At 51.7% G+C, this 18,965-nt stretch carries 25 protein-coding genes, 1 tRNA gene and 1 pseudogene; 5 read left to right on the top strand and 22 right to left on the bottom strand.

What is annotated here, in order from left to right; translation table 11 throughout:
• Nucleotides 1–194: 194 nt before the first annotated feature.
• From ORD20_RS05110 to ORD20_RS05070, 9 genes and pseudogenes are all read right to left on the bottom strand, one after another.
• Nucleotides 195–434 (bottom strand): DUF6527 family protein, encoded by a 240-nt coding sequence (locus ORD20_RS05110; protein ID WP_430626568.1) that lies wholly within the window; start codon nt 432–434, stop codon nt 195–197.
• A gap of 94 nt (nt 435–528) precedes the next feature.
• Nucleotides 529–1,515, bottom strand: coding sequence for a ThiF family adenylyltransferase (locus tag ORD20_RS05105; protein WP_430626683.1), 987 nt, complete (start codon nt 1,513–1,515; stop codon nt 529–531).
• 87 nt (nt 1,516–1,602) lie between these two features.
• A pseudogene (locus ORD20_RS05100) lies at nt 1,603–1,914 on the bottom strand (Mov34/MPN/PAD-1 family protein); the annotation flags it as partial.
• A gap of 23 nt (nt 1,915–1,937) precedes the next feature.
• Nucleotides 1,938–2,345 carry an E2/UBC family protein gene (locus ORD20_RS05095; protein ID WP_207654697.1) on the bottom strand — a complete coding sequence of 136 codons (408 nt, stop codon included), beginning with the start codon at nt 2,343–2,345 and terminating at the stop codon, nt 1,938–1,940.
• Nucleotides 2,342–2,641, bottom strand: a complete 300-nt coding sequence (locus ORD20_RS05090) for a multiubiquitin domain-containing protein (protein ID WP_103376709.1) — start codon at nt 2,639–2,641, stop codon at nt 2,342–2,344. The genes ORD20_RS05095 and ORD20_RS05090 overlap by 4 nt, the downstream gene beginning before the upstream one ends.
• Nucleotides 2,642–2,692: 51 nt before the next feature.
• Complete coding sequence (locus ORD20_RS05085) at nt 2,693–2,842, bottom strand: glycine zipper domain-containing protein (protein ID WP_158246391.1); 150 nt, start codon at nt 2,840–2,842, stop codon at nt 2,693–2,695.
• Nucleotides 2,843–2,921: 79 nt separating this feature from the next.
• The gene (locus tag ORD20_RS05080) at nt 2,922–3,605 is read right to left on the bottom strand and encodes an ImmA/IrrE family metallo-endopeptidase (protein ID WP_103376710.1); all 684 of its coding nucleotides are present in this window, start codon (nt 3,603–3,605) and stop codon (nt 2,922–2,924) included.
• A 24-nt stretch (nt 3,606–3,629) separates the two neighbouring features.
• Nucleotides 3,630–3,968, bottom strand: coding sequence for a helix-turn-helix domain-containing protein (locus ORD20_RS05075; RefSeq protein WP_103376711.1), 339 nt, complete (start codon nt 3,966–3,968; stop codon nt 3,630–3,632).
• A gap of 120 nt (nt 3,969–4,088) precedes the next feature.
• Entirely contained in the window at nt 4,089–4,691 is a 603-nt protein-coding gene (locus ORD20_RS05070) for a tyrosine-type recombinase/integrase (RefSeq protein ID WP_430626567.1), read from the bottom strand.
• A 101-nt stretch (nt 4,692–4,792) separates the two neighbouring features.
• Here ORD20_RS05070 and ORD20_RS05065 point away from each other — a divergent pair, with 101 nt between their 5' ends.
• Nucleotides 4,793–5,023, top strand: a complete 231-nt coding sequence (locus ORD20_RS05065; protein WP_103376712.1) for a hypothetical protein — start codon at nt 4,793–4,795, stop codon at nt 5,021–5,023.
• Nucleotides 5,024–5,039: 16 nt separating this feature from the next.
• Nucleotides 5,040–5,345 (top strand): hypothetical protein, encoded by a 306-nt coding sequence (locus tag ORD20_RS05060; protein ID WP_146039112.1) that lies wholly within the window; start codon nt 5,040–5,042, stop codon nt 5,343–5,345.
• 466 nt (nt 5,346–5,811) lie between these two features.
• Here ORD20_RS05060 and ORD20_RS05055 read toward each other — a convergent pair whose 3' ends face one another.
• From ORD20_RS05055 to ORD20_RS05010, 10 genes are all read right to left on the bottom strand, one after another.
• A complete protein-coding gene (locus tag ORD20_RS05055; protein ID WP_103376714.1) occupies nt 5,812–6,252 on the bottom strand; it encodes a putative toxin-antitoxin system toxin component, PIN family in 441 nt (146 codons plus the stop codon).
• Nucleotides 6,249–6,518 carry a ribbon-helix-helix protein, CopG family gene (locus ORD20_RS05050; RefSeq protein WP_103376715.1) on the bottom strand — a complete coding sequence of 90 codons (270 nt, stop codon included), beginning with the start codon at nt 6,516–6,518 and terminating at the stop codon, nt 6,249–6,251. The genes ORD20_RS05055 and ORD20_RS05050 overlap by 4 nt, the downstream gene beginning before the upstream one ends.
• Nucleotides 6,519–6,833: 315 nt before the next feature.
• A tRNA-Sec gene (locus tag ORD20_RS05045) sits at nt 6,834–6,929 on the bottom strand.
• A 52-nt stretch (nt 6,930–6,981) separates the two neighbouring features.
• On the bottom strand, nt 6,982–7,926 hold the full coding sequence (gene cysK, locus ORD20_RS05040; protein ID WP_103376716.1) for a cysteine synthase A: 945 nt from the start codon (nt 7,924–7,926) through the stop codon (nt 6,982–6,984).
• Nucleotides 7,927–8,004: 78 nt separating this feature from the next.
• Nucleotides 8,005–8,232 carry a twin-arginine translocase TatA/TatE family subunit gene (locus ORD20_RS05035; protein WP_103376717.1) on the bottom strand — a complete coding sequence of 76 codons (228 nt, stop codon included), beginning with the start codon at nt 8,230–8,232 and terminating at the stop codon, nt 8,005–8,007.
• Between the two features lie 68 nt (nt 8,233–8,300).
• Complete coding sequence (locus ORD20_RS05030) at nt 8,301–8,591, bottom strand: hypothetical protein (RefSeq protein WP_430626566.1); 291 nt, start codon at nt 8,589–8,591, stop codon at nt 8,301–8,303.
• 131 nt (nt 8,592–8,722) lie between these two features.
• Nucleotides 8,723–9,433 (bottom strand): adenosylcobinamide-GDP ribazoletransferase, encoded by a 711-nt coding sequence (locus ORD20_RS05025; protein WP_430626565.1) that lies wholly within the window; start codon nt 9,431–9,433, stop codon nt 8,723–8,725.
• Entirely contained in the window at nt 9,396–10,358 is a 963-nt protein-coding gene (locus tag ORD20_RS05020; protein WP_430626564.1) for a cobyric acid synthase, read from the bottom strand. The genes ORD20_RS05025 and ORD20_RS05020 overlap by 38 nt, the downstream gene beginning before the upstream one ends.
• Nucleotides 10,334–10,870, bottom strand: a complete 537-nt coding sequence (locus ORD20_RS05015; protein WP_103376723.1) for a bifunctional adenosylcobinamide kinase/adenosylcobinamide-phosphate guanylyltransferase — start codon at nt 10,868–10,870, stop codon at nt 10,334–10,336. Before ORD20_RS05015 ends, ORD20_RS05020 begins: the two co-directional genes overlap by 25 nt.
• 137 nt (nt 10,871–11,007) lie before the next feature.
• On the bottom strand, nt 11,008–11,436 hold the full coding sequence (locus ORD20_RS05010; RefSeq protein WP_103376724.1) for a c-type cytochrome: 429 nt from the start codon (nt 11,434–11,436) through the stop codon (nt 11,008–11,010).
• A gap of 161 nt (nt 11,437–11,597) precedes the next feature.
• Here ORD20_RS05010 and ORD20_RS05005 point away from each other — a divergent pair, with 161 nt between their 5' ends.
• Entirely contained in the window at nt 11,598–12,158 is a 561-nt protein-coding gene (locus tag ORD20_RS05005) for a hypothetical protein (protein WP_103376725.1), read from the top strand.
• Nucleotides 12,159–12,164: 6 nt separating this feature from the next.
• Here the strand turns inward: ORD20_RS05005 and ORD20_RS05000 are convergent, their stop codons facing one another.
• Together ORD20_RS05000 and metX are read right to left on the bottom strand one after the other, a co-directional pair.
• Nucleotides 12,165–12,695 carry a GNAT family N-acetyltransferase gene (locus tag ORD20_RS05000; RefSeq protein ID WP_158246392.1) on the bottom strand — a complete coding sequence of 177 codons (531 nt, stop codon included), beginning with the start codon at nt 12,693–12,695 and terminating at the stop codon, nt 12,165–12,167.
• A 309-nt stretch (nt 12,696–13,004) separates the two neighbouring features.
• Nucleotides 13,005–14,138 carry a homoserine O-acetyltransferase MetX gene (metX, locus tag ORD20_RS04995; protein ID WP_103376727.1) on the bottom strand — a complete coding sequence of 378 codons (1,134 nt, stop codon included), beginning with the start codon at nt 14,136–14,138 and terminating at the stop codon, nt 13,005–13,007.
• Between the two features lie 532 nt (nt 14,139–14,670).
• On the opposite strand from metX, the gene proC reads away from it, so the two are divergent.
• Entirely contained in the window at nt 14,671–15,489 is an 819-nt protein-coding gene (gene proC, locus ORD20_RS04990; RefSeq protein ID WP_103376728.1) for a pyrroline-5-carboxylate reductase, read from the top strand.
• Nucleotides 15,490–15,515: 26 nt separating this feature from the next.
• Here proC and ORD20_RS04985 read toward each other — a convergent pair whose 3' ends face one another.
• On the bottom strand, nt 15,516–16,460 hold the full coding sequence (locus tag ORD20_RS04985) for an ROK family protein (protein ID WP_158246393.1): 945 nt from the start codon (nt 16,458–16,460) through the stop codon (nt 15,516–15,518).
• A gap of 486 nt (nt 16,461–16,946) precedes the next feature.
• On the opposite strand from ORD20_RS04985, the gene tkt reads away from it, so the two are divergent.
• Nucleotides 16,947–18,941 carry a transketolase gene (gene tkt, locus ORD20_RS04980; RefSeq protein WP_103376730.1) on the top strand — a complete coding sequence of 665 codons (1,995 nt, stop codon included), beginning with the start codon at nt 16,947–16,949 and terminating at the stop codon, nt 18,939–18,941.
• Nucleotides 18,942–18,965: the final 24 nt, after the last annotated feature.

Below are 18,965 nucleotides of genomic sequence, written 5' to 3'. Positions count from 1 at the left end.
CCTTCCCCAACAATATGAATCATGAAGAGCTACTCTTCCACGGTGAATTGGAGGGGTCCAACTCGAAGTGCATGGTACCCATATTGACATCCAGTCTGAGAAGCTCAGTCAGGCGGTTCGTTCGAATGCTTATGCTTAGGAATTCAGTTCGCATCCTAAATGTCAGAGGAGAACTCGAATTCGCCCCCCCGCACCTACACCCACTCGATCTTCCCATCCTGAAGAAAAAAGTGACTTTTGCAGCCCACCTTTCTCCATACCGAAGGATACAGGGACGGTTCACCGTTGGGCCCTCTCTTCAACTTCCAACATGGCCGTGCTTTAGGAAGGAGATTAAGCTGAATCAGAGCACCACAGTTGCAGGGGCACAGAAACCCGACCGCCCATTCGTACGGAGGGTCTCCCAAAACATAGAGCACGTTTTGCTTTGGCATCTCCGGTAACGCATCGCAATTTATGACCGTATATTGGCCGACTCGTCGACGGAGTCCCAGCCATCCAAGAATCCGAAGAATACCATCCCTAACTTTACTGTACAACATTCATCTCACCCAACGGGGGGACGGTGTCTCCCCGGCCGACGTAGGGAGCCAGGCTCGATTTGACGTTTGGAGCAGGCTCGTACCGAAAATAGGCGTCACTCAAGTTGAATCGACCTGCGCTACAATCGGCATTTCTGAACCAGCGAAACCCATGAATGCGCGCTAAGAAATCATTCACGGCGAGACTTGCGGCTAACGTATTAACGCTAATGACCGCAGGGCGCTCTTCGCGGATTCCCTGAATGTAGCCCTCGTCCAACAAACCCTCATATTCCTCGGGGTCAGTGCGTTTTAGGTGACTCGCCCTAAGTTGCTCCGAGGTGTATGCCTTCCGTTCCAATAGGGTTGGGCCATCAGGGGTCAGGTAGTGCACCGAGACCCCGACGAACTCAACCCCGCCGTTTCCGTCAGCCTCTATGCCGACTCCTACATCCCAATATGGCAGGCTGTAGTACACTGCAAGCTTATTAAGCAAATCGCGACCGACTATAGAATCCATACACCCAAAGACCATGTCGCATTGTGCAAGGGCGGCGATCGCCGACGTGTGATAAAGGTCTGTGTGAATCGGCAACACTTTCGTATTTAGCCCACTCTGCTTTATTGCCCTCGCTATGACATCGACCTTGTAAATTCCGATATCCCGCCTAGAGCTGTTGTAAATACGCCCTAAATTCTTCTTCTCTATCGTGTCAGCATCCACAAGTACCAAGGAACCCACGCCAAGCCGAAACAACATTTCAACAAGGGGACTGCCTGTACCCGAAACACCGACTACACCCACCGACAGCTTACGGAGGATAGCAGTCGTACCTTGTCCAAAAGTTTGGTGAGTACGCTGTTGGATTTCGTCCATATCTTCATCGACCGGGTCTGCCTCATTCATGCGGTTCCAGATGTAAATGTCGTCGCCCGCGACAACCACCGATTCGAAGTATACGGGAGTGGCTCCACCATCCCAAGCTCTCGCCACGATTCGACCTCCGGGGAGCATTACCGCACTAACCAAGACGAAGTCGCGTTGAAACCATCCCGCCAAACTTTCATACAGACAGCGGTCTGATTCATCGTCCAGTTCTGAAAATGATTGGCTGCCATCTGGGTGGCTATGGATTTTAAGAACGACGAACTGCTGAGTTGAATTTTCAGCTATTAATTCGGAGAGCAATTTAGTCGACCAAGTGACTCGACTGCTAGTCCTCTCGGTACACTCACTGTAAGGGATGTGCTCGATGCAATGAACTGCAACGATTCGTTCAACGCGACCTGTATCTTGACGCTCCGCGACGCCACACAGGGACACACTCACTGCCTCAAGTCCGTCATCGGTTAACAAATGCTTTCTAAGCGCGTCGTATTGGTGACCTGTCATTCTCAATTTGTACTGTTTTGTAATCATTTGACCCTCTCAAATTCCCGGCGCAACCATTGCTCGATGAGGAGCAGATGGGTTACCAGCGAATCATTTCCGGGATCCCATGGAGCTTGAGATGTGCGATGCCTAGACCAACGCTGAAACGCCCGGCCATCAATCTGTTCGACCACATTCACCTGGGCGATCGACTTGTTATCGGCTCGTGACAAAGCCGGCGTGAAATAACACATATCCAGCCCTTGTCGAAGGTAATCTAAGGATGGAAACTGTACCGCCAGAGTAGCCTCCGTCACATTGTAGCCTGGGGGTATGGGAAAGTGACTCACCAGCAGCCAAAGCTTCTTCCCTTCTATGATGGTCTCCCAGTGGTAACCCTTGGCGTCCATGTACTGCTCGTCATCCGAATCTAGGTTGAATTGTCTTCTCACTTTGACCCTTCCGTTTGGTCCAATTTCATGTAAGTGAACCGTTCAAGACCCTTACGTGTCAATTCGACCACTTCAGTTAATTCGATGGGCTCGACCACCCCGTGCTTGAACTTCTGATTCAGCTGGTACTGGGTCACCGGAATCAGTTGAGCAAGTTCGAGAATTTGCTTACCCGTTATTGTCGGCTCACTCCAAATGAGAAGCTTGTTTCCGACTTTGAATCGGTATTCAACACCGTGCGTCGGTACCTCCTTACCATCTCTTGCGAATTCCTCGATATCGACAATATTAGCCATCAATCCTCTTCCTTCCCGTTAATGATCCAGAGCGATTGCTTCCGTAAATCATCAGTTTTTATTTCCTACCTCATGTCCAATGACCGCCGCTACAATTGCCCCAATTGCGGCACCTACGGGCCCTCCAACGAGAGCCCCCACGAATCCTCCTGCCGCCCCTCCAAACGTGGCACCTACCACTGCTTTCGCCTTCTTGGCCATGAGTGTATCCTCCTTTCGCATTTCCCCAATCCGCTGTTACGCTTAATAGCGTATTCTGTCCTATAAAAAAAGTCAAGCCTCACAGGAAGAAGCCAAGTTCCCCACTTTGGTTCGAAGCATACCCGACTTTAGCAAGTCGAACTTTGGCTGCCTGTTCGGATACATGAAAAAGTTCTTGCATTGCTCTTACCAACTTGGACTCATCCGAAATAGTTGATGAACTTCCATTCCCCATAGAGTCAATTAACTCTCTTATTGCCGTGTACGGCATTAAAAAAGCTCCACATGCATATCCAGCCTGCCATTCCATCCAATCGACCGGATGGACGCCCAGCACAGCCTCCCGATGACAGCGGGCCTCCAACAAACCGTTGGCAAACTCAAATTCGATCTGATTTTTCTTTTTAAGCCAAAGCGGGTTATGAAAGACTACATGTCCTAATTCGTGTGTCAATGTGGTCCGCAGCCGATTTTCCCTTTTGGGTTCCCAAAGCCGTTCCGAAATCCGTACTGTTGGCTGAGTACCAAATTCGGTCAGTCCTTCGACATCCTCGCCTTCTTGAGACAAGTCCGCCATGGAGTCCAAGTTTGCGTGCTGCTCAATCAGTACGGTCAAATCGTCCGTTTTAATCGGAAAGGAAAGCGCGCCGCGTCGGGTAATCGCGAACTCTCTAATAATAGCCGCGCATCTGTCTTCCATCTCTATGCCTTCGTAGTACGGACGATAATCAAACCGACCAGTATTGTCCGGTATCCATCTCATATAGTGCGATTCTCCCCAACAACGTTAACGTGGATCGTTCTTCTTTTCTATTGCGCGCCGAAACGCTCGGATTCCTTTTTCGACCGCATCTGGTTCTAATTGAGTAGTCTCCAAATCTTGAAGGGCTTGTGGAAGCTGTCGTGCCAAGATGCTGAGGTAGGCTTCCGCAACTCCCAACTGGGACGCGAGTTGACGGATATAGTAGGCTGGCGGAGGGTTGCGACGTCCGTGCTCTATGTCGTTGAGGTATTGCAACGATATGGGAGTTCCGTCCTCCTTCAAGATTCGCGAGGCAAGATCCTTTTGGCTTAAGCCTAACTTCTTTCGCGCGTCGGCAATGTACGCACCAAAATCATTCATCATTTACCACCTTCCGCTTAATAGCAGAATATCAGAGATATACAACAATCACAACAGTTAAGCTCGCTAGTAGTATCTCGGTCACTGTTTCTATGGCTTACAATCTGCCACTTCCTGAGTTCCTCATTCGTAGACTCCCTTTTGGTCGTCTATTTCCTTACCAAACAGAATCCTCGCAGCTCCCTCCGCCTGTTGATTTGGCAAGGCATGCGCGTAGACCTGCAAAGTAAACGCCACACTGGCATGCCCAAGTCTCTCCGATACGACCTTGGGGTTTATCCCGCTCGCCAACCAGTGCGTCGCCATCGCATGGCGCAGGTCATGCAATCGCCACGTGTTCGGTAAACCAGCCTTTGCCAATAGCTTCTTAAACGCGAGCGTGATCTGACTGGGGTCCAGCGGCGTACCCCTTGAGGTGGTAAACACAAATCCGGTTTCCCCCAGTCGTCCCCGGCGACCTGCCTTTCCAGCTGTTGTTGCTTGCGTTGCGCCTCCAGTTCGTTGACAAGAATCTCGGGAATGGTAATCGTCCGTACACCGCGTTGCGTTTTGGGAGTGTTGAGAGTGCGGCGCTTTCGCCCACTTCCCGAGAATGTCCGCTGAATGGTGACAACACGGCGCTCCCAATCTATATCCTCCCACCGCAGGGCCAAAGCCTCGCCGCGTCGGACACCCGTTAATGCGATAAACTTCCACAACACTCGCTAACCCATCCCCAGTATTCATGTCGGCATGTTCTGTATAGACAAAATATTCGACGCAAAGGAAAATCGGGATCCCCTGGCGAAGTATGCATTGCCATGACTCTGCGCCGAAGGGGGATCCCGATGATTCAACGACAGTCTATCACGACGTTTTTTCAAACGCACGGCCACTTACGCAAATCTCAACGCACGACGCTCGCTGCGTTGGTCTGGGCGGTTATCCCGTCTCCGCGTTTAGGATCCGCCATCATCGGGCGCCATCTGGCGATGGCGGACGAGATCACCACCAGCGCCAAACATACGATCAAGCGGGTGGATCGTTTTTTGGGCAATTCGCGGATGGATATGGGGTGAGCGCAAGGCGATGTGATTGCTTATCTCCTCAATGCTGTACGAGGCGTTACTCACCCTCGACTGGACCGATCCGAAGGATGGAGTGCATCAATTTCTGTCTTTAAATTGGCGGGCCCATGGCCGCGCGATTCCCTTAGGCTGGATCACCGTACGGAAAGACGCCTTAAAGGATCGCATGCGGGCCATTGAAGTGAACCTGTGTCAGCGCGTGGCCTCCTACATCCCTCTTACCTGTCATCCCATTCTGTTGGCCGATCGAGGCTTTGCCGCCGTCGAACTTTTCGGGGGTTGGCACACCATGACCTGGTTTGGCGCACCCTGATCCGCACCGTGCGCAACTTTTGCCGTCGCATCCCGCCTGTCCCGATCCGGGGTCTGAAGACAGACGCGGGGCCATAAAATCCGAGGAGCGCCCACCATCCTTCCGGCCCGATTCGCCACCTGCGGGCGAATCGGGCATGGCCTGGCATTCAGGTGGTCTGCCTTTCGCGGCCTACGAAAATGCGCGCTGGGCCTCCAGGATGCGTCACTTTCGGCGCTCCAAACAGCGACCGAACCGGCTGGGTTGTTACAAAAACTCTATTTTTGTGGTACAAACTGGGGATCAGTCAGCCCCAGAACGGTCCGTATTCGGTTCCATCGACAGCAGAACCCGCTTTTTATCTTTCTTGGCGAGCCATCGTGTCTTGAGGAGAGGGACTGTGGCACGGCAATTTTTACAGGTCACCGTCCGCGCCCAAAGATACGCGACGTCGCAGTTCGAGAGCTACCGAGAAGTCACAGTCTTATCAACCGAGAATGCCAATCTTGTCCAAAAACTCCTTGGGATTGAGCACGTGAATTCGCTGGTCGCGGAGGTAGGCCTTCACCTCCTCCGCATCCCACAAATCCGCATCTCCACTGACCAAAAACTGGGCCTTTCCCCTTTCCGCCGTCTCGATCACCACATTGTCATCCGGGTCCCGACATACACGGACCGTGTGATGGATCGGGATAACGACGGCATGTCTCCTCAGGAGTGCCTGTAGGGCCTGAACGTCTTCATCCGTCACGCCGTATTTCCGCACGATCTTGGGCCGTCGCAGAACCTCCACTAGCTCTTCCAACAGGGGCTCACTGGTGACAACGGTAAACCGCAGATCTCGATAGGCGTCCAGCACTCGCGCCGGCATTCCGTTCCGGTAAATCAATCCCGAAACCCAGACGTTGGTATCAATGACCGCGTTCATCGTCGTCGAGTTCTCACGTCGTGCCTCGCCTCGCGGATATCGCGCTCAATTTGGTCGGGATCGATGGCAGGAGACACGCGGCTACGCACCCGCTCGATGAGAGCCGTCATATCGCTTTGCCACGTCACATCGTTTTCTAATCGACTGCGCAAGAACTGGTCCACCGCTTGCCGAACAAAATCGGCCACCGGCTTATTCTCTTCGGCAGCCAGATGTTTGAGGAGTCGTAACTGGTCCTCGTCCAGATAAATGTTGGTCCGCTGCATGCCATCTCCTCCTTGCTATGTGGGCCATAGTCTCAACGACTCATAGCTCTCCCATCAGTCTATGTATTCATTATACATCGTGATGTATGTCCGCAAACTTCGAACGTGTGAAATACACCCGCGAAGTTTGCCATGACTCATTGACGCCTCAGAATTCTCAGTAGCAAATCTGGCGCTGGCCGTTACCATCGCGAGCGTCTCTACTGTCACGTCTTTCAGCTCCGCGCTCGGGCCGGATAAAACTTGCTGTGTTTGCGCATTTTGAGGCAAATAAAAATGGCCTCCGATCCTCGGAAGCCTTGCGGAAATTGACTTTGGCGGGAGCATGTGGGAATCGAACCCACCATCGACGTCTAACGCCGACCACTGGATTTGAAGTCCAAGGAAGGCACCATGCCCTCAACTACCCCCAAAGCTGCTTTATTGTACGGAAAAAAACGTAATTTGTCAAAATCACGCAGCACTATTCTTGCTCGGCCATCTTTAGCCACTCTGATGACGTGGGCGGATACAGACCTGTCGACAAATAACGCTCGCCGGAATCTGGAAAAATGACGGCTATGTGTTTGCCATCATAGTCCCCCGTGTCTAATAGATGCTGGACAGCCCAATACGCAGCCCCCGAGGACAAACCGACCACCAAGCCTTCTTCGCGTGCTAACAATTGGGTGGCTTGAATAGCGCCTTCATCCGGGACATCCACCACCTTCGTGACCACTGACATATCGAGGACTTGGGGAATAAAGCCAGCGCCAATGCCTTGAATACGGTGGTTGCCGGCTGGCTTGCCGTTCATGACCGCCGAATTTTCTGGTTCCACGGCGACAATTTCGATATCCGGATTGACGCGTTTGAGGAATTTACCCGTGCCCGTTATCGTACCGCCAGTTCCCACTCCAGCAACAAGCACATCGACATGCTGTCCCATTTGCTCCCAAATTTCCGGCCCGGTTGTCATCTCATGAATCGAAGGGTTTGCTGGATTTTCATGTTGGCGCAACATTAGCGCATCAGGCAGCGATGCCTCCAAGGCCTTTGCCCGAAGAATCGCTCCCGCGGTCTTTTCCTCCCGCGGCGTCTCAATGATTGTAGCGCCATAAGCCCAAAACAGCTGCTTGCGCTCCGAGCTTTGTCCCTCCGGCATAAAGACCACCAAGCGCAGATGGTTCAAAGCACAGACCATCGCTAACGCAATCCCGGTATTCCCGGACGTCGCTTCAATGATGACGGTCTTGGGACCGACTTTGCCTCGGTCCATGGCATCTTTAAGCAACGACCATGCCGTTCGGTCCTTAATCGATCCGCCAGGATTGAAAGATTCCAGTTTCGCAAAGACCTGGGCGCGCGGAGCTAAAGAATCTAAAAGAACCATTGGTGTGTGGCCAATAAGGGATGACAAATCCGCCATAATATCTCTCCTTAAGCAAAAAAGCCTCCAGTTGCAGGCAATTGCCGCAAAGAAGGCCTTTTCAATAGTCTCACGCCATCATTCTGTTGGCGGTTGTTGTTCCTTTATAACAGCTTGTGCCGGATATTCGGTTGGTGCTGGTGCTGCCGGATTTTTGGTTTCTTCCGTCATTTGATTCATGGACTGCTTGAATTCTCGAATACTTTTGCCCAGTCCCGAACCGATTTCCGGAAGTCTTTTAGGTCCAAAGATTAAGAGCGCCACGACGAGTAATACAATAATATGCATAGGTGATAGCAAATCCATAGGACAATCCCCTTTCTAGTCACCCGAAACCTTGTCTGCCATATAGGCTATTATAGCACGACTACGCATTAAACATGCTTTATTTTGCTGCGCGCAACAATTACCTCATGCGCTGCCATTTCCCGCGTGCTCTCCATGGGCTCTAAGACCACCTCACCATCATATTTGCAATCCAGAGCCCACTCAAGCAATAGGTCCGTTAAATGCGGATTTTTGGGCAATAACGAGCCGTGCAAATAAGTGCCAATGGTGTGATTCTTCCATGCTCCTTCCGTCCCGTCTTCTCCGTTATTTCCCTTGCCCAGCCGAACGGTGCCTAAGGCTTGACTGCTCCCCATATCAGTCCGGATAACGATCAATCCTATTCACCAACGTTGGCCATAGTGCCCGAGCTTTCGGCCCTGGGCCATACGGCGAGATACTGCTTGATAAATCGAGCATAGGATAAGGCCCAGGTTCTAGTGAAGCCCAGTCTCCTCCATGCATTCTCTCATCTCCAAATCCAGCTCCATGAGCCTACAGCGAGCACCGCAAGCTCCGTAAAGATGACGGTCGCTCCTAAAATATCGCCATTTAATCCTGAAAAGATCCGCTGCCAATAGCTCACGAACATCGCCGCCAGCAGCACAACCACCGCGTCTAACACCAAAGCACGGGGACCTATTAACCAATAACTGAGCCCCACCGTTAACAAACTGCTGATGATGCTGCCCCTAGGGTCGGTCATCTGTTGGACCCATTGTGCCAATTGGCTTTGGGCAGAGGCTTTGGGCAAAGCCGTGGCCACACTAATGACTCCGCGCGCAAAGACGGGACTCAAAAATAAAAGAGGCCAACGGAGGGTGTCAGCCCCCAGCCGCCACAGCTGCACCATAGCCACAAACCCGGCCACGAGCCATAGCACGCCTATAGCTCCGATGCGTGAATCCTTACGGGCTTGTTCCCGGCGGCCAGGCCCAGCTCCCCACCCATCAAAGACATCAGCCCATCCATCCCAGTGCATGCCGCCTGTCAATAAAATTTCGCTGACGATAGCGCCGGTCGCTCGCAATGGTACCGGCATCCCTGAAAATAGTTTCCACCAGGCCAGCCACAAGACACCGACACCCGCCCCCACTACAGGAAACCAAGCCAATGCCCATGAACGTTTGGCGCCGTGCTCGCTAAAAGGTCCCATGGGAATGCGGGTTAACAAGCTCACGGCTTGGCGCAATCTTACTGCCCGGCACAACCACCAAATCGGGCGGCTCCGATGGCAAATCAGAAGTAAAAATCACGTCAACATCGGGTTCCATCCGCAAGGGATCAAAGTCGGTAAAATTGCTCATGTAAGGCAAGGTCGGCACTACCACCGTCACCCGCGCCGAACCCTTTCCCCCTTGCGGTACGCCTAGGCTATCTTCTTCAGGAAATTGCAAAGGAACATAGGGCACGACACCCAATACCGGCTGATGCGTCAAGGATTGCAAGATCTGCACACCTTCTGTAAATAAGGATGCATCCCCCCTAAACTTGTTGATAATCAATCCTTTAAGACGCGTTTGCACAGTTTCGGGTAACAACGCGACCGTTCCGTATAACGACGCAAAAATCCCGCCGCGGTCGATATCCCCCACCAAAATCATGTCGGCATCCGCATATTCTGCCATGCGCACGTTGGATAAATCAGTGTGCATCAGATTCAATTCCACAGGGCTACCCGCCCCTTCAATAATCACGACATCGTATTGGGCGGCTAATCGATCATATGACTCTGTGACCGCACGAAACAACTCATCACGATTGTAACGAAAATGATGGGTGCCGTATGCGCCTTGGACCTGTCCATGCACAATCAATTGCGATTGCTGGGCACTTTGCGGTTTGAGCAGTATCGGATTCATATCGCGATGCGGAGCAATTCCAGCACTCCAGGCCTGCAATGCCTGAGCATAAGAAATCTCCGCGCCTTCACGGGTGATATAGGCATTAAGAGACATGTTTTGAGCTTTGAACGGAGCCACCCGAATTCCCCGGTCACGAAAAACCCGGCATAGTCCGGCCACCATCCATGTTTTCCCTACATGAGAACTTGTCCCAAGGACACTCAGCGCTTTGGCGGTCATACGGGTCGACCCTTTATCCACAACGGTAACCCCGCGACGACGAGCACGACGCTGGTAGCTAACTCGGCCAATCGTTGATTGACTTGGCCTAAGGCATCGACAAAGGACCGTGTTTGTGGGGACGAAGCCAATAGCCCCCAGCCGACTTCTTCGCTCACAACGACTGTGTCCCCTTGCCTTTGGGCCAAAAGAGAAAGCCGATTGAGCCACTCCGTGAAATGCTCAGAATTCTCGAGCAGCATACGGCTTAACACAGGACCAATACCATCCCACAATACCGGAGCGTCCGTCGCTAAAGACAAGATACGTGCCACCGGATCACTTGGTTCTTGCCATAGGGTCCAATCTTGCGGGCGCCGCAGGCGGTGTGCCGCAAGTCTTCCCTGAAACTCCACATCGGTCGGGTCCATTAATGTTTCATCGATTGTCGCGATGTATTGTACCCCCATATGCCCCATGGTCGACCCGATCAGCCGTTCGGCAAATGCGCTTTTCCCTGACGCGCTGCCGCCAAGCACCAGCCAAAGGGACATCTAATCTCCCCAATTCTTTACGTAATTTGTCTTCATTATAGCAAGGCTTTTCGGGATTCAGATAATGCGGCATGAGATTTTACCGAAAAAGCCGTCCCAAGGGGAGGCTTTTTCGGTAAACATTGCGGTAAAGTCTTTTATTTCTTTGCAAGACCCCATACATAACCGGACACATTTGTCGCTTGTTGAGGCGTTAGCGATCCCGGATCTGTAGCCGGCATATTGTGCGCTACAAATGCCTCCAATGCCGTCTCGCTGCCAAATCGCGAGACCACGGTGGGGGAAGCCGCCAATTTGGGTCCTTGACTGGTTCCGGCACCATTTTTCCCGTGGCAAGACTGACATGTGGAGGCATAAAGTTTTGCGCCTGTTGTGATGTTAGGCGGAGAGACTTTGGTATTGTCGGCGGCATTATAGGGACTGGTTTTAACATTTTTAGGAACGTTGCCAGAATGCCGGGCGCTTTGCTTAACGTTAGATGGAGCGCTGGAATTATGACCGCAGGCACTAATAGTGGTTGTCAAAACCGCGGCAAACAGCATAATCGAAAAAACGCGCCGTTGCATCTGTTCATCCCTCCCTTCTACCTCCTAGCGTGGCCGCGGGGAGAAGCGGTTATACAGAACACGACAATCCCTTACCTTGTAAGTTAGGCCGGTCAAAACGGTATAATAAAGGTGAGAACCTGCACAAAAGAAGAAGATATTAACGGAAGGAACATGCCCTAATGCCTGACGAAACCACCTTAGCCTATGGGCTGAGCGATGATCTGAAAAACCGCATCGAGCAAGAATATATTCATGAAGGCGCATTATATGGCCATTTACCGCAAAAGCAATTAAGCCCGGAAGAGATGCGCGCGCTGAAAAAAGTTGGATGGACCCCGCGCGACTACCGCGATAATCCCATTATGGAAGCCCCTCAGTCCACCATTAATTGGGATCAATTAAGCGCGGAACATCGCGATCATGTGTTACACGCAATTAGCCACCGGTTGCCACAAGGAGCGCCATGGGCGGGCAATCGCCAAGCTATCTTAGAAGAATTAATCGCGTCGGCTTGGGACGAAAGGGAAGAGGAGATGCGTATTCTCTTAAATTCGTGGACATTTGCTGCCGCTTGGTCTGGCCATCCCAACCAAAACGACCGGCTCGTTGAAAGCCGCCAAACATTTTATTTTTACACAGCCAAAATGCGTGATACCGCCGAACAGGCTCTGCATTTAGCGACAGAGCCTCCGGGAGATGATGATGCTTTTTGGGGATTTGTCGAAGCGCTTAATAGCTAGGCCTATCTATAAATATTTGGCCATAAACACTTCCGCCACCATGCGGCCTTGGATCACAAATTGGCCAGGCCGCGCCGCTTCCTTGTGATATCCATGATGCTCATAAAACCGGATGGCTCGCTCGTTACTTTCAAATACCGATAATGCGATCTTTTGCACGGCCCCGCGTGCCGCCCATTCTTCCATCGTAGCGATTAATCCCGCACCCCGGCCTTGACCGCGAAACGCTTCACTTAAAGCCATTCCAAAGGTCACGACGTGACGATTTTTACGAAACGTTCCGCGCACCGCTTCTAAGGTGCCAAACACCTGTCCTTGGCTTTCCGCCACCAATACCAATTGCACGGCATCATTAAGCTGCGTTAGAATGCGCCGTTGTTGTTCGGCAGAATAATAGTCCTCTTCGTTGGCAATATACACCTCTTCTCGACCCACGGTGCGAATCAGCGAAACAATATCGTCCGCGTCATCGGGATACGCGGACCTTACCACGTAAGGCATTCCGCTTTTGTCTATGTACAGTGACTTGATGGGCATGGGACTGATGTGTCCTCCTGATAATGGCCTGTCTTGTTCTAGACAATAATTCTCCATGCCCATACAAATCTCCTGCTACCGACCGACGCGGTCGCGACCGTCTAGGAGAGGTGCCAACCAGCTCTACAGAAATTAACCACGTCGTGGGAAATTCAAAGCACCGTGGACGTTCATGAGGATGAAACTTTCCCCACGCACGAAAAGAGTGAGAAAACCACTGAATATGAGTGGCATAGAATGTGTGCTGACCCTTGAGGGTGACTTCATATAGAGTACGCATGCACACAGCATGGACCATAATGGGCTTTTCTATTCGGATGAGACCAAAACTCTTGACATGGCCTGCAAAAATCGGCGAACAATTTTGGCCATAGCCACTGCGTCGACCAAAAAACTGTCGTGCCCCCACGGCGAGTTTAAGGTCTCAAAGCGAGTACGCACACCAGCCTCGCGCAAAATTTCTGCGTGCTGACGAATTTCATCATATAAATATAATTGGTCACTGGTAATGCCTACCATCCATACGGGTACACTGCGCATGGCGTCCACCGCCTCATCTTCCAACAAATCAAAGCGGTCCATGGCTTCGGTAATTTTTAGATAGGTGTTGGCATCAAATCGGCGGACCAGTTTGAGACCCTGATAACGCAAATATGAAGAAATCTGAAACTCCTCACGTTCGGCGGTTTGATAATGGCGACCAAATTTCTTGTCCATTGAAACGGGACTTTGATAAGAAATCATATCCGCCATCCGGGCTAATGCTAAGCCATGCGTGGGATAAGAACCACTGAGATAATAATCGCCATTGTTGAACGCGGGGTCGCTTGTGATTGCCATGCGTCCAACCGTGTGAAAGGCAATAGCCCACGGAGAATGTCTAATCGGTGAGCCAATCGCCAAAATGCCGCGGATATCTTTGGCATAGAGGGCGCCATAGGCATAGGCTACCATCCCCCCCATGGAACCTCCAATGAGAATCGGACGATCGGCCAATTGCACCGCCTCTTCTAACAAAATCCGACTAGCCCGTGCCATATCATACAGGGTAATGCGGGGAAACCTGCTGCCATAGGGATGCCCATCTGGGCCTGGCGAATGCGGGCCGGTTGTCCCCATTGCCCCCCCTAAGACGTTTACCGAAATCACATGATACTGATGTAAATCAATGGCCTTCCCAAAACCGACCATAGCATCCCACCACCCTGCCGCATCTTGGTAGGTATGCCGGGTCACATGGCTATCCCCTGTGAGAGCATGGAATATTACGACGGGAATTCCCGAGCCAATTTTTCCCCATTCCTCATAGGCCAGAAGCAATTCTGGCAGGGATTCCCCGCTGTCCAAAACAAAGGGGCCTTTGGCGCGGTAAAATTGCAGCCGCGGCCAAGGAAACCCCTGACTAACCTGCCATGGCCAAATTGGATAAGGATATCTCCCCATAATGTGAAGCCCTCCTGCTCCCCTCGTCACGGTGCGGGAGTCATGCACCATTCCCCGTGATGTCGCGTGATGAGTTCTCCCTTCACGCCTGAACATCATGATAATATCAAACTCTGTCATCGACAGCGACCCACGAGTCGACACCTTGGTTAGACAGATTCTGACCCACATGGAGTAAGCCAGGGCCCGCTCCGCCTTCTTTCTTTCCTTAAAAATCCGCGCGCTTTTCCGTACCTTACCTTGACAATCTAAAAGAAACCCATTAGAATTTGCATAAAATTTCATCGCTATTCACGATGACTGAGGCTGAGGGAATGGATTGTGTTTTAGCGAGCGACGCATGGTGAAAGGTCGTCACAATCGTCCCGTCCCATCTCAACGAGTGACCGTATAGGCGAGTTCCTCACGTTATAGAGGCATTGGAGATACATCAAGGCACAGCTTTGATGTAACTAAGGTGGTACCGCGAATCCCATTCGTCCTTAGGGTTGAATGGGTTTTTCTTTTTTTATTTCCTTAAGGGGGCAATATCATGCGAAAGATCGTCATCGTAGGTTCTGGCCATCTCGCGCGCGCTGTGGTAAGCCGTTGGCAACAAGCCCGTGCGTTAGATATTCATGTGTTAGCGCGTTCAAACAAATATTTATCCAAAGGTTGGAGCCTTGACGAGCAGGCGCTCGTGACATTTGACACATCTGTACTGCGTGACGCTGACTTGGTCTTGCTCGCCGTCAAACCTAAAGACATGCCTGGTACATTAAATCAATTAAAAGATGAAATAGCGCCTCATGCCGTAGTTCTCTCCGTAGCCGCTGGCATCAGTATTGACCAAATTCGAAAGATTTGGCCCGACCACGCTATCGTCCGAACCATGCCAAATATTTGCGCGGAAATTGGCCGTTCTGTCACCGGCGTATCCTATTATCACATTACCGATCACGACAAAGCCTGGGTCAACGATTTGCTCACACTTCTCGGATACACCCAAGAAATGCCAGAACACTTACTTAATCCCATGACAGCCCTCTATGGCAGTGGCCCGGCCTATGTCTATATTTTCATTGACGCGATCATGCAAGCGGCACACGAATTAGGAATTCCTGCAGAACACTCTCGATCGTTCGCAGCCTATATGGTTCAAGGAGCTTGTGAGATGGCCCTCACCGACCATGACAAAACCCTTGGACAATTGGTCGACGAAGTTGTCTCTCCAGGCGGCACAACCGAAGCGATGCTCAAAGTTCTCCGCAATGCCGGATGGCAAGACATTCTCAGTCAAGCACTCCAAGCCGCTGGGGAACGAGCGATTCAGCTGGGCCAAAACGTGGACCCCGTAAAGGCCCCCTCGTAATCCAAGGAGGCGGATATCGCCGCCTCCTAAATGCGTGTTTGGCCCATAACGGCCGCGGCTAATGCTCCTTGCATACCGGACGCTGTCCCTAGTTGTGCGGGAACGATCCGCACCGCAGGAAACATCGCGTCCATACTAAAGCGCTGAGTATTATCATGAATCGATTGTATCCATTCGTGGTGATTGGCCATGACTCCCCCGCCTAAGACAATCATTTCGGGGTTATAGAGATTCACCAAATACGATAGGCCCAATCCCAAATAGAACGACGCTGTATCTAAAATCGACTGACATGTCGCATCCTGAGCGTTCGCACCTGAGAAGACCAAAGCCGCATCGATCGTCTGGGATTGCTGCAGAAAGGGGCTGTCTGCTAAACGTTCCGCCGCCATCCGAGCAATAGCTGTTCCTGATGCCAATGTTTCTAAACAGCCGTGTTTGCCACAGCGGCACAAGGGACCATCCGGCTTCATGACGATATGGCCGAACTCTCCCGCGTTGCCTTGAACTCCCGCATCGCGCATGCCATTCACCACCATTCCGGCTCCAATGCCCGTAGATATGGTGACATAGACCATGTGCTTCAAACCCTTGCCTGCTCCGTATAGCCACTCTCCCATGGCCGCTGCCGTGGCGTCGTTTTCAACCACTGTCAATATGCCCGAGCGCAGACGGAGACCCCCTTCAATATCCAACCCCTCCCATTCGGCCGGCAAATTGGCGGTCTTAAATAACTTCCCTCCATTTAACGGTCCGGGGGATCCGACACCAATGGCGCGCAATTGTGCCCGTTCAATGCCTAGCCGCTGGCACAAGGCATCAATTTCCGCAGTGATGGCATCAAGCGCCTCGCCTCCCCCGGGTAAATCAGCCGTCACTAACTGACTCTCTAAAAGAATGCGACCGCTGGCATCCCCTATGCCGACCGCTATTTTGGTCCCCCCAATATCGACCCCTGCAAAGTAATCCAATATAGTTTCCTCCTATGTCGCAATCAACCCGTACGCATTGCCTGCCGATATCGACCCTTGCTGATTTCTCAATAAAAATCGTAAAATTGCTCTGAAGAGGAAGGGTCATTATCCAAGGCTTTTATTGCTGAGAAAATGATTCTTTGATGCATGGTTGTTCCCACCGCGGACGCACCTGAAAATTCTGGTTCCTCAGCTCTTCTGTGGGTGCATAGCCGTGACCCTTTCTTTTAGGAATGATTATACCAAAACACCAGGCTTCACCATGCCCTGATGCGCTCGCTGCATGACTGTACTGAAAATATCGATTCGACCATATTCGCCAGACGCTTTTGATAATGGCGCACGTTGCTAATCCCAGCAAGGACTACTAAAATTAGCAACAGATGAACAGCCTACTCAAGATGAACAGACGAAAGAGGTAGTTGACACCACAGAGCACACTTGGGCGCGCATCTCACCCATTAACCACGAAGGAGCGTTGCAATGAATTCTCAAAATTTAGATCTTCTTTCTGTCAACACGATCCGCACACTAGCCATCGACGGCGTACAAAAGGCTAATTCTGGCCATCCAGGGTTGCCCATGGGTACCGCCCCGATGGCTTATGTTTTATGGACGAAATTCCTTAAGCATAATCCTCATAATCCGACATGGTTCAACAGGGACCGATTTGTTCTGTCAGCGGGACACGGCTCCATGTTACTCTACGCCCTACTTCACTTGACGGGGTACGACCTCTCATTAGATGATCTGAAGAATTTTCGTCAACTTGGCTCCAAGACTCCGGGTCATCCCGAGTACGGACATACACCCGGTGTAGAAACAACGACAGGACCTTTAGGGCAGGGATTTGCCACCGCCATTGGTATGGCCATTGCCGAGCGCTACCTCGCCGCACGCTACAACAAGCCTGGGCTCCCTATCGTCGATCATTATACGTATGCCATTGTCTCCGATGGCGATTTAATGGAAGGTATCAGCGGCGAATCGGCTTCTTTGGCTGGCCATCTGAAACTCGGCAAATTGATTTACCTATACGATGATAACCACATCTCCATTGAGGGCACGACGGACATCGCTTTCTCAGAGAATGTTCTCGAACGCTTTCAAGCATATGGCTGGTATACGGATCGCGTAGCCGATGGTAATGATACCGAAGCCATTGAACAGGCGATTTTAAGGGCACAAGCTCAGGACCGGCCCTCGTTAATTGCCGTACGGACTCATATCGGTTATGGTAGTCCGAACAAACAAGATAAGCCGTCCGCGCATGGCTCCCCCTTAGGCGAAGAGGAAGTGCGTTTAACGAAAGAAGCTTATGGGTGGCCTGTGGATAAAACCTTCTACATCCCGGAAGAAGCCCTCGCCCATTTCCGCGAAGCGGTCCCGCAAGGTCAGGAATGGGAAGCCGAGTGGAACCATCTTTTCAGCCAATATCAAGCCAAATATCCTGACCTTGCCCGGGAATTCGAACAATCGTTAAAGCAAGAACTCCCTCAGGGGCTATTTGAGCATTTACCCACGTTTAAAGAAGGCGACATGGTCGAAACCCGGTCCGCCTCTGGTAAAGTCATTAATGCACTAGCCCCTCACCTACCCAATCTTATTGGGGGTTCCGCGGACTTAGCGCCCTCGAACAACACCCATATTCAAGAGGGCGGTGATTTCTCGGCCTTTGACCCCGCTGGGCGCAACTTGCATTTTGGCGTTCGCGAATTCACCATGGCGGCGGCGTTAAATGGCATGTCTCTGCACGGCGGTTTGCGTGTCTACGGCGGGACGTTCCTCATTTTTTCGGATTACGCGAAACCCGCCATTCGCCTCTCCAGTCTGATGCATCAACCCGTGATTTACATCTTTACGCACGACTCCATTGGACTGGGCGAAGACGGTCCCACTCACCAACCGATTGAACAATTAGCTGCACTTCGGGCCATGCCGAACATTTTGGTGATTCGTCCAGCCGATGCCAACGAGACGGCCGAAGCATGGAAAGTGGCGTTAACCACGCACGATAAGCCCATTGTATTGGCTTTAACGCGTCAAAAAGTCCCCACAGTCCCTGCAGCGAAAGCCGAAGGATTGACGCGCGGTGGATACATTCTGGAAGAAAATGCAGCCGAACCGGATTTGATTTTAATAGCCACAGGTTCTGAAGTCGGATTGGCCCAAAATGCCTATAAGATCTTAGCAGCTGAAGGCCACCGCGTGCGCGTGGTATCGCTTCCGTCGTGGGAACTCTTTGAAGCGCAGCCCCAGTCTTACAAAGACGCGGTATTGCCCCCATCGGTCACGCGCCGCATTGCCATTGAAGCTGCTTCAACCATGGGTTGGGAACGCTTTGTCGGCAATGATGGCAAGATTATTGGCATGACAACCTTCGGCGCCTCCGGAAAAATTGAGGACTTAATGGCGCATTTCGGATTTACACCCGAACACGTGGTGGAAGAGGCACATGCTCTCCTAGCGCGTTCCTGAACAATCTCTCTTGATGTGAGCAAA

It is taken from the genome of Sulfobacillus thermotolerans (genome assembly GCF_039623705.1).
GTDB lineage: Bacteria > Bacillota > Sulfobacillia > Sulfobacillales > Sulfobacillaceae > Sulfobacillus > Sulfobacillus thermotolerans.
Note: the sequence above shows the minus strand (reverse complement) of the source record. Positions and strands in the feature narration are given on the sequence as shown.

Excerpts from the sequence above, each read along its gene's own strand:
- ORD20_RS05110 (WP_430626568.1), bottom strand. The coding sequence starts at position 434 with ATGCCAAAGCAAAACGTGCTCTATGTTTTGGGAGACCCTCCGTACGAA.
- ORD20_RS05090 (WP_103376709.1), bottom strand. The coding sequence starts at position 2,641 with ATGGCTAATATTGTCGATATCGAGGAATTCGCAAGAGATGGTAAGGAG.
- ORD20_RS05085 (WP_158246391.1), bottom strand. The coding sequence starts at position 2,842 with ATGGCCAAGAAGGCGAAAGCAGTGGTAGGTGCCACGTTTGGAGGGGCG.
- ORD20_RS05080 (WP_103376710.1), bottom strand. The coding sequence starts at position 3,605 with ATGAGATGGATACCGGACAATACTGGTCGGTTTGATTATCGTCCGTAC.
- ORD20_RS05075 (WP_103376711.1), bottom strand. The coding sequence starts at position 3,968 with ATGATGAATGATTTTGGTGCGTACATTGCCGACGCGCGAAAGAAGTTA.
- ORD20_RS05070 (WP_430626567.1), bottom strand. The coding sequence starts at position 4,691 with ATGAATACTGGGGATGGGTTAGCGAGTGTTGTGGAAGTTTATCGCATT.
- ORD20_RS05065 (WP_103376712.1), top strand. The coding sequence starts at position 4,793 with ATGATTCAACGACAGTCTATCACGACGTTTTTTCAAACGCACGGCCAC.
- ORD20_RS05055 (WP_103376714.1), bottom strand. The coding sequence starts at position 6,252 with ATGAACGCGGTCATTGATACCAACGTCTGGGTTTCGGGATTGATTTAC.
- ORD20_RS05050 (WP_103376715.1), bottom strand. The coding sequence starts at position 6,518 with ATGCAGCGGACCAACATTTATCTGGACGAGGACCAGTTACGACTCCTC.
- cysK (WP_103376716.1), bottom strand. The coding sequence starts at position 7,926 with ATGGCGGATTTGTCATCCCTTATTGGCCACACACCAATGGTTCTTTTA.
- ORD20_RS05035 (WP_103376717.1), bottom strand. The coding sequence starts at position 8,232 with ATGGATTTGCTATCACCTATGCATATTATTGTATTACTCGTCGTGGCG.
- ORD20_RS05015 (WP_103376723.1), bottom strand. The coding sequence starts at position 10,870 with ATGTCCCTTTGGCTGGTGCTTGGCGGCAGCGCGTCAGGGAAAAGCGCA.
- ORD20_RS05010 (WP_103376724.1), bottom strand. The coding sequence starts at position 11,436 with ATGCAACGGCGCGTTTTTTCGATTATGCTGTTTGCCGCGGTTTTGACA.
- ORD20_RS05005 (WP_103376725.1), top strand. The coding sequence starts at position 11,598 with ATGCCTGACGAAACCACCTTAGCCTATGGGCTGAGCGATGATCTGAAA.
- ORD20_RS05000 (WP_158246392.1), bottom strand. The coding sequence starts at position 12,695 with ATGCCCATCAAGTCACTGTACATAGACAAAAGCGGAATGCCTTACGTG.
- metX (WP_103376727.1), bottom strand. The coding sequence starts at position 14,138 with ATGGGGAGATATCCTTATCCAATTTGGCCATGGCAGGTTAGTCAGGGG.
- proC (WP_103376728.1), top strand. The coding sequence starts at position 14,671 with ATGCGAAAGATCGTCATCGTAGGTTCTGGCCATCTCGCGCGCGCTGTG.
- tkt (WP_103376730.1), top strand. The coding sequence starts at position 16,947 with ATGAATTCTCAAAATTTAGATCTTCTTTCTGTCAACACGATCCGCACA.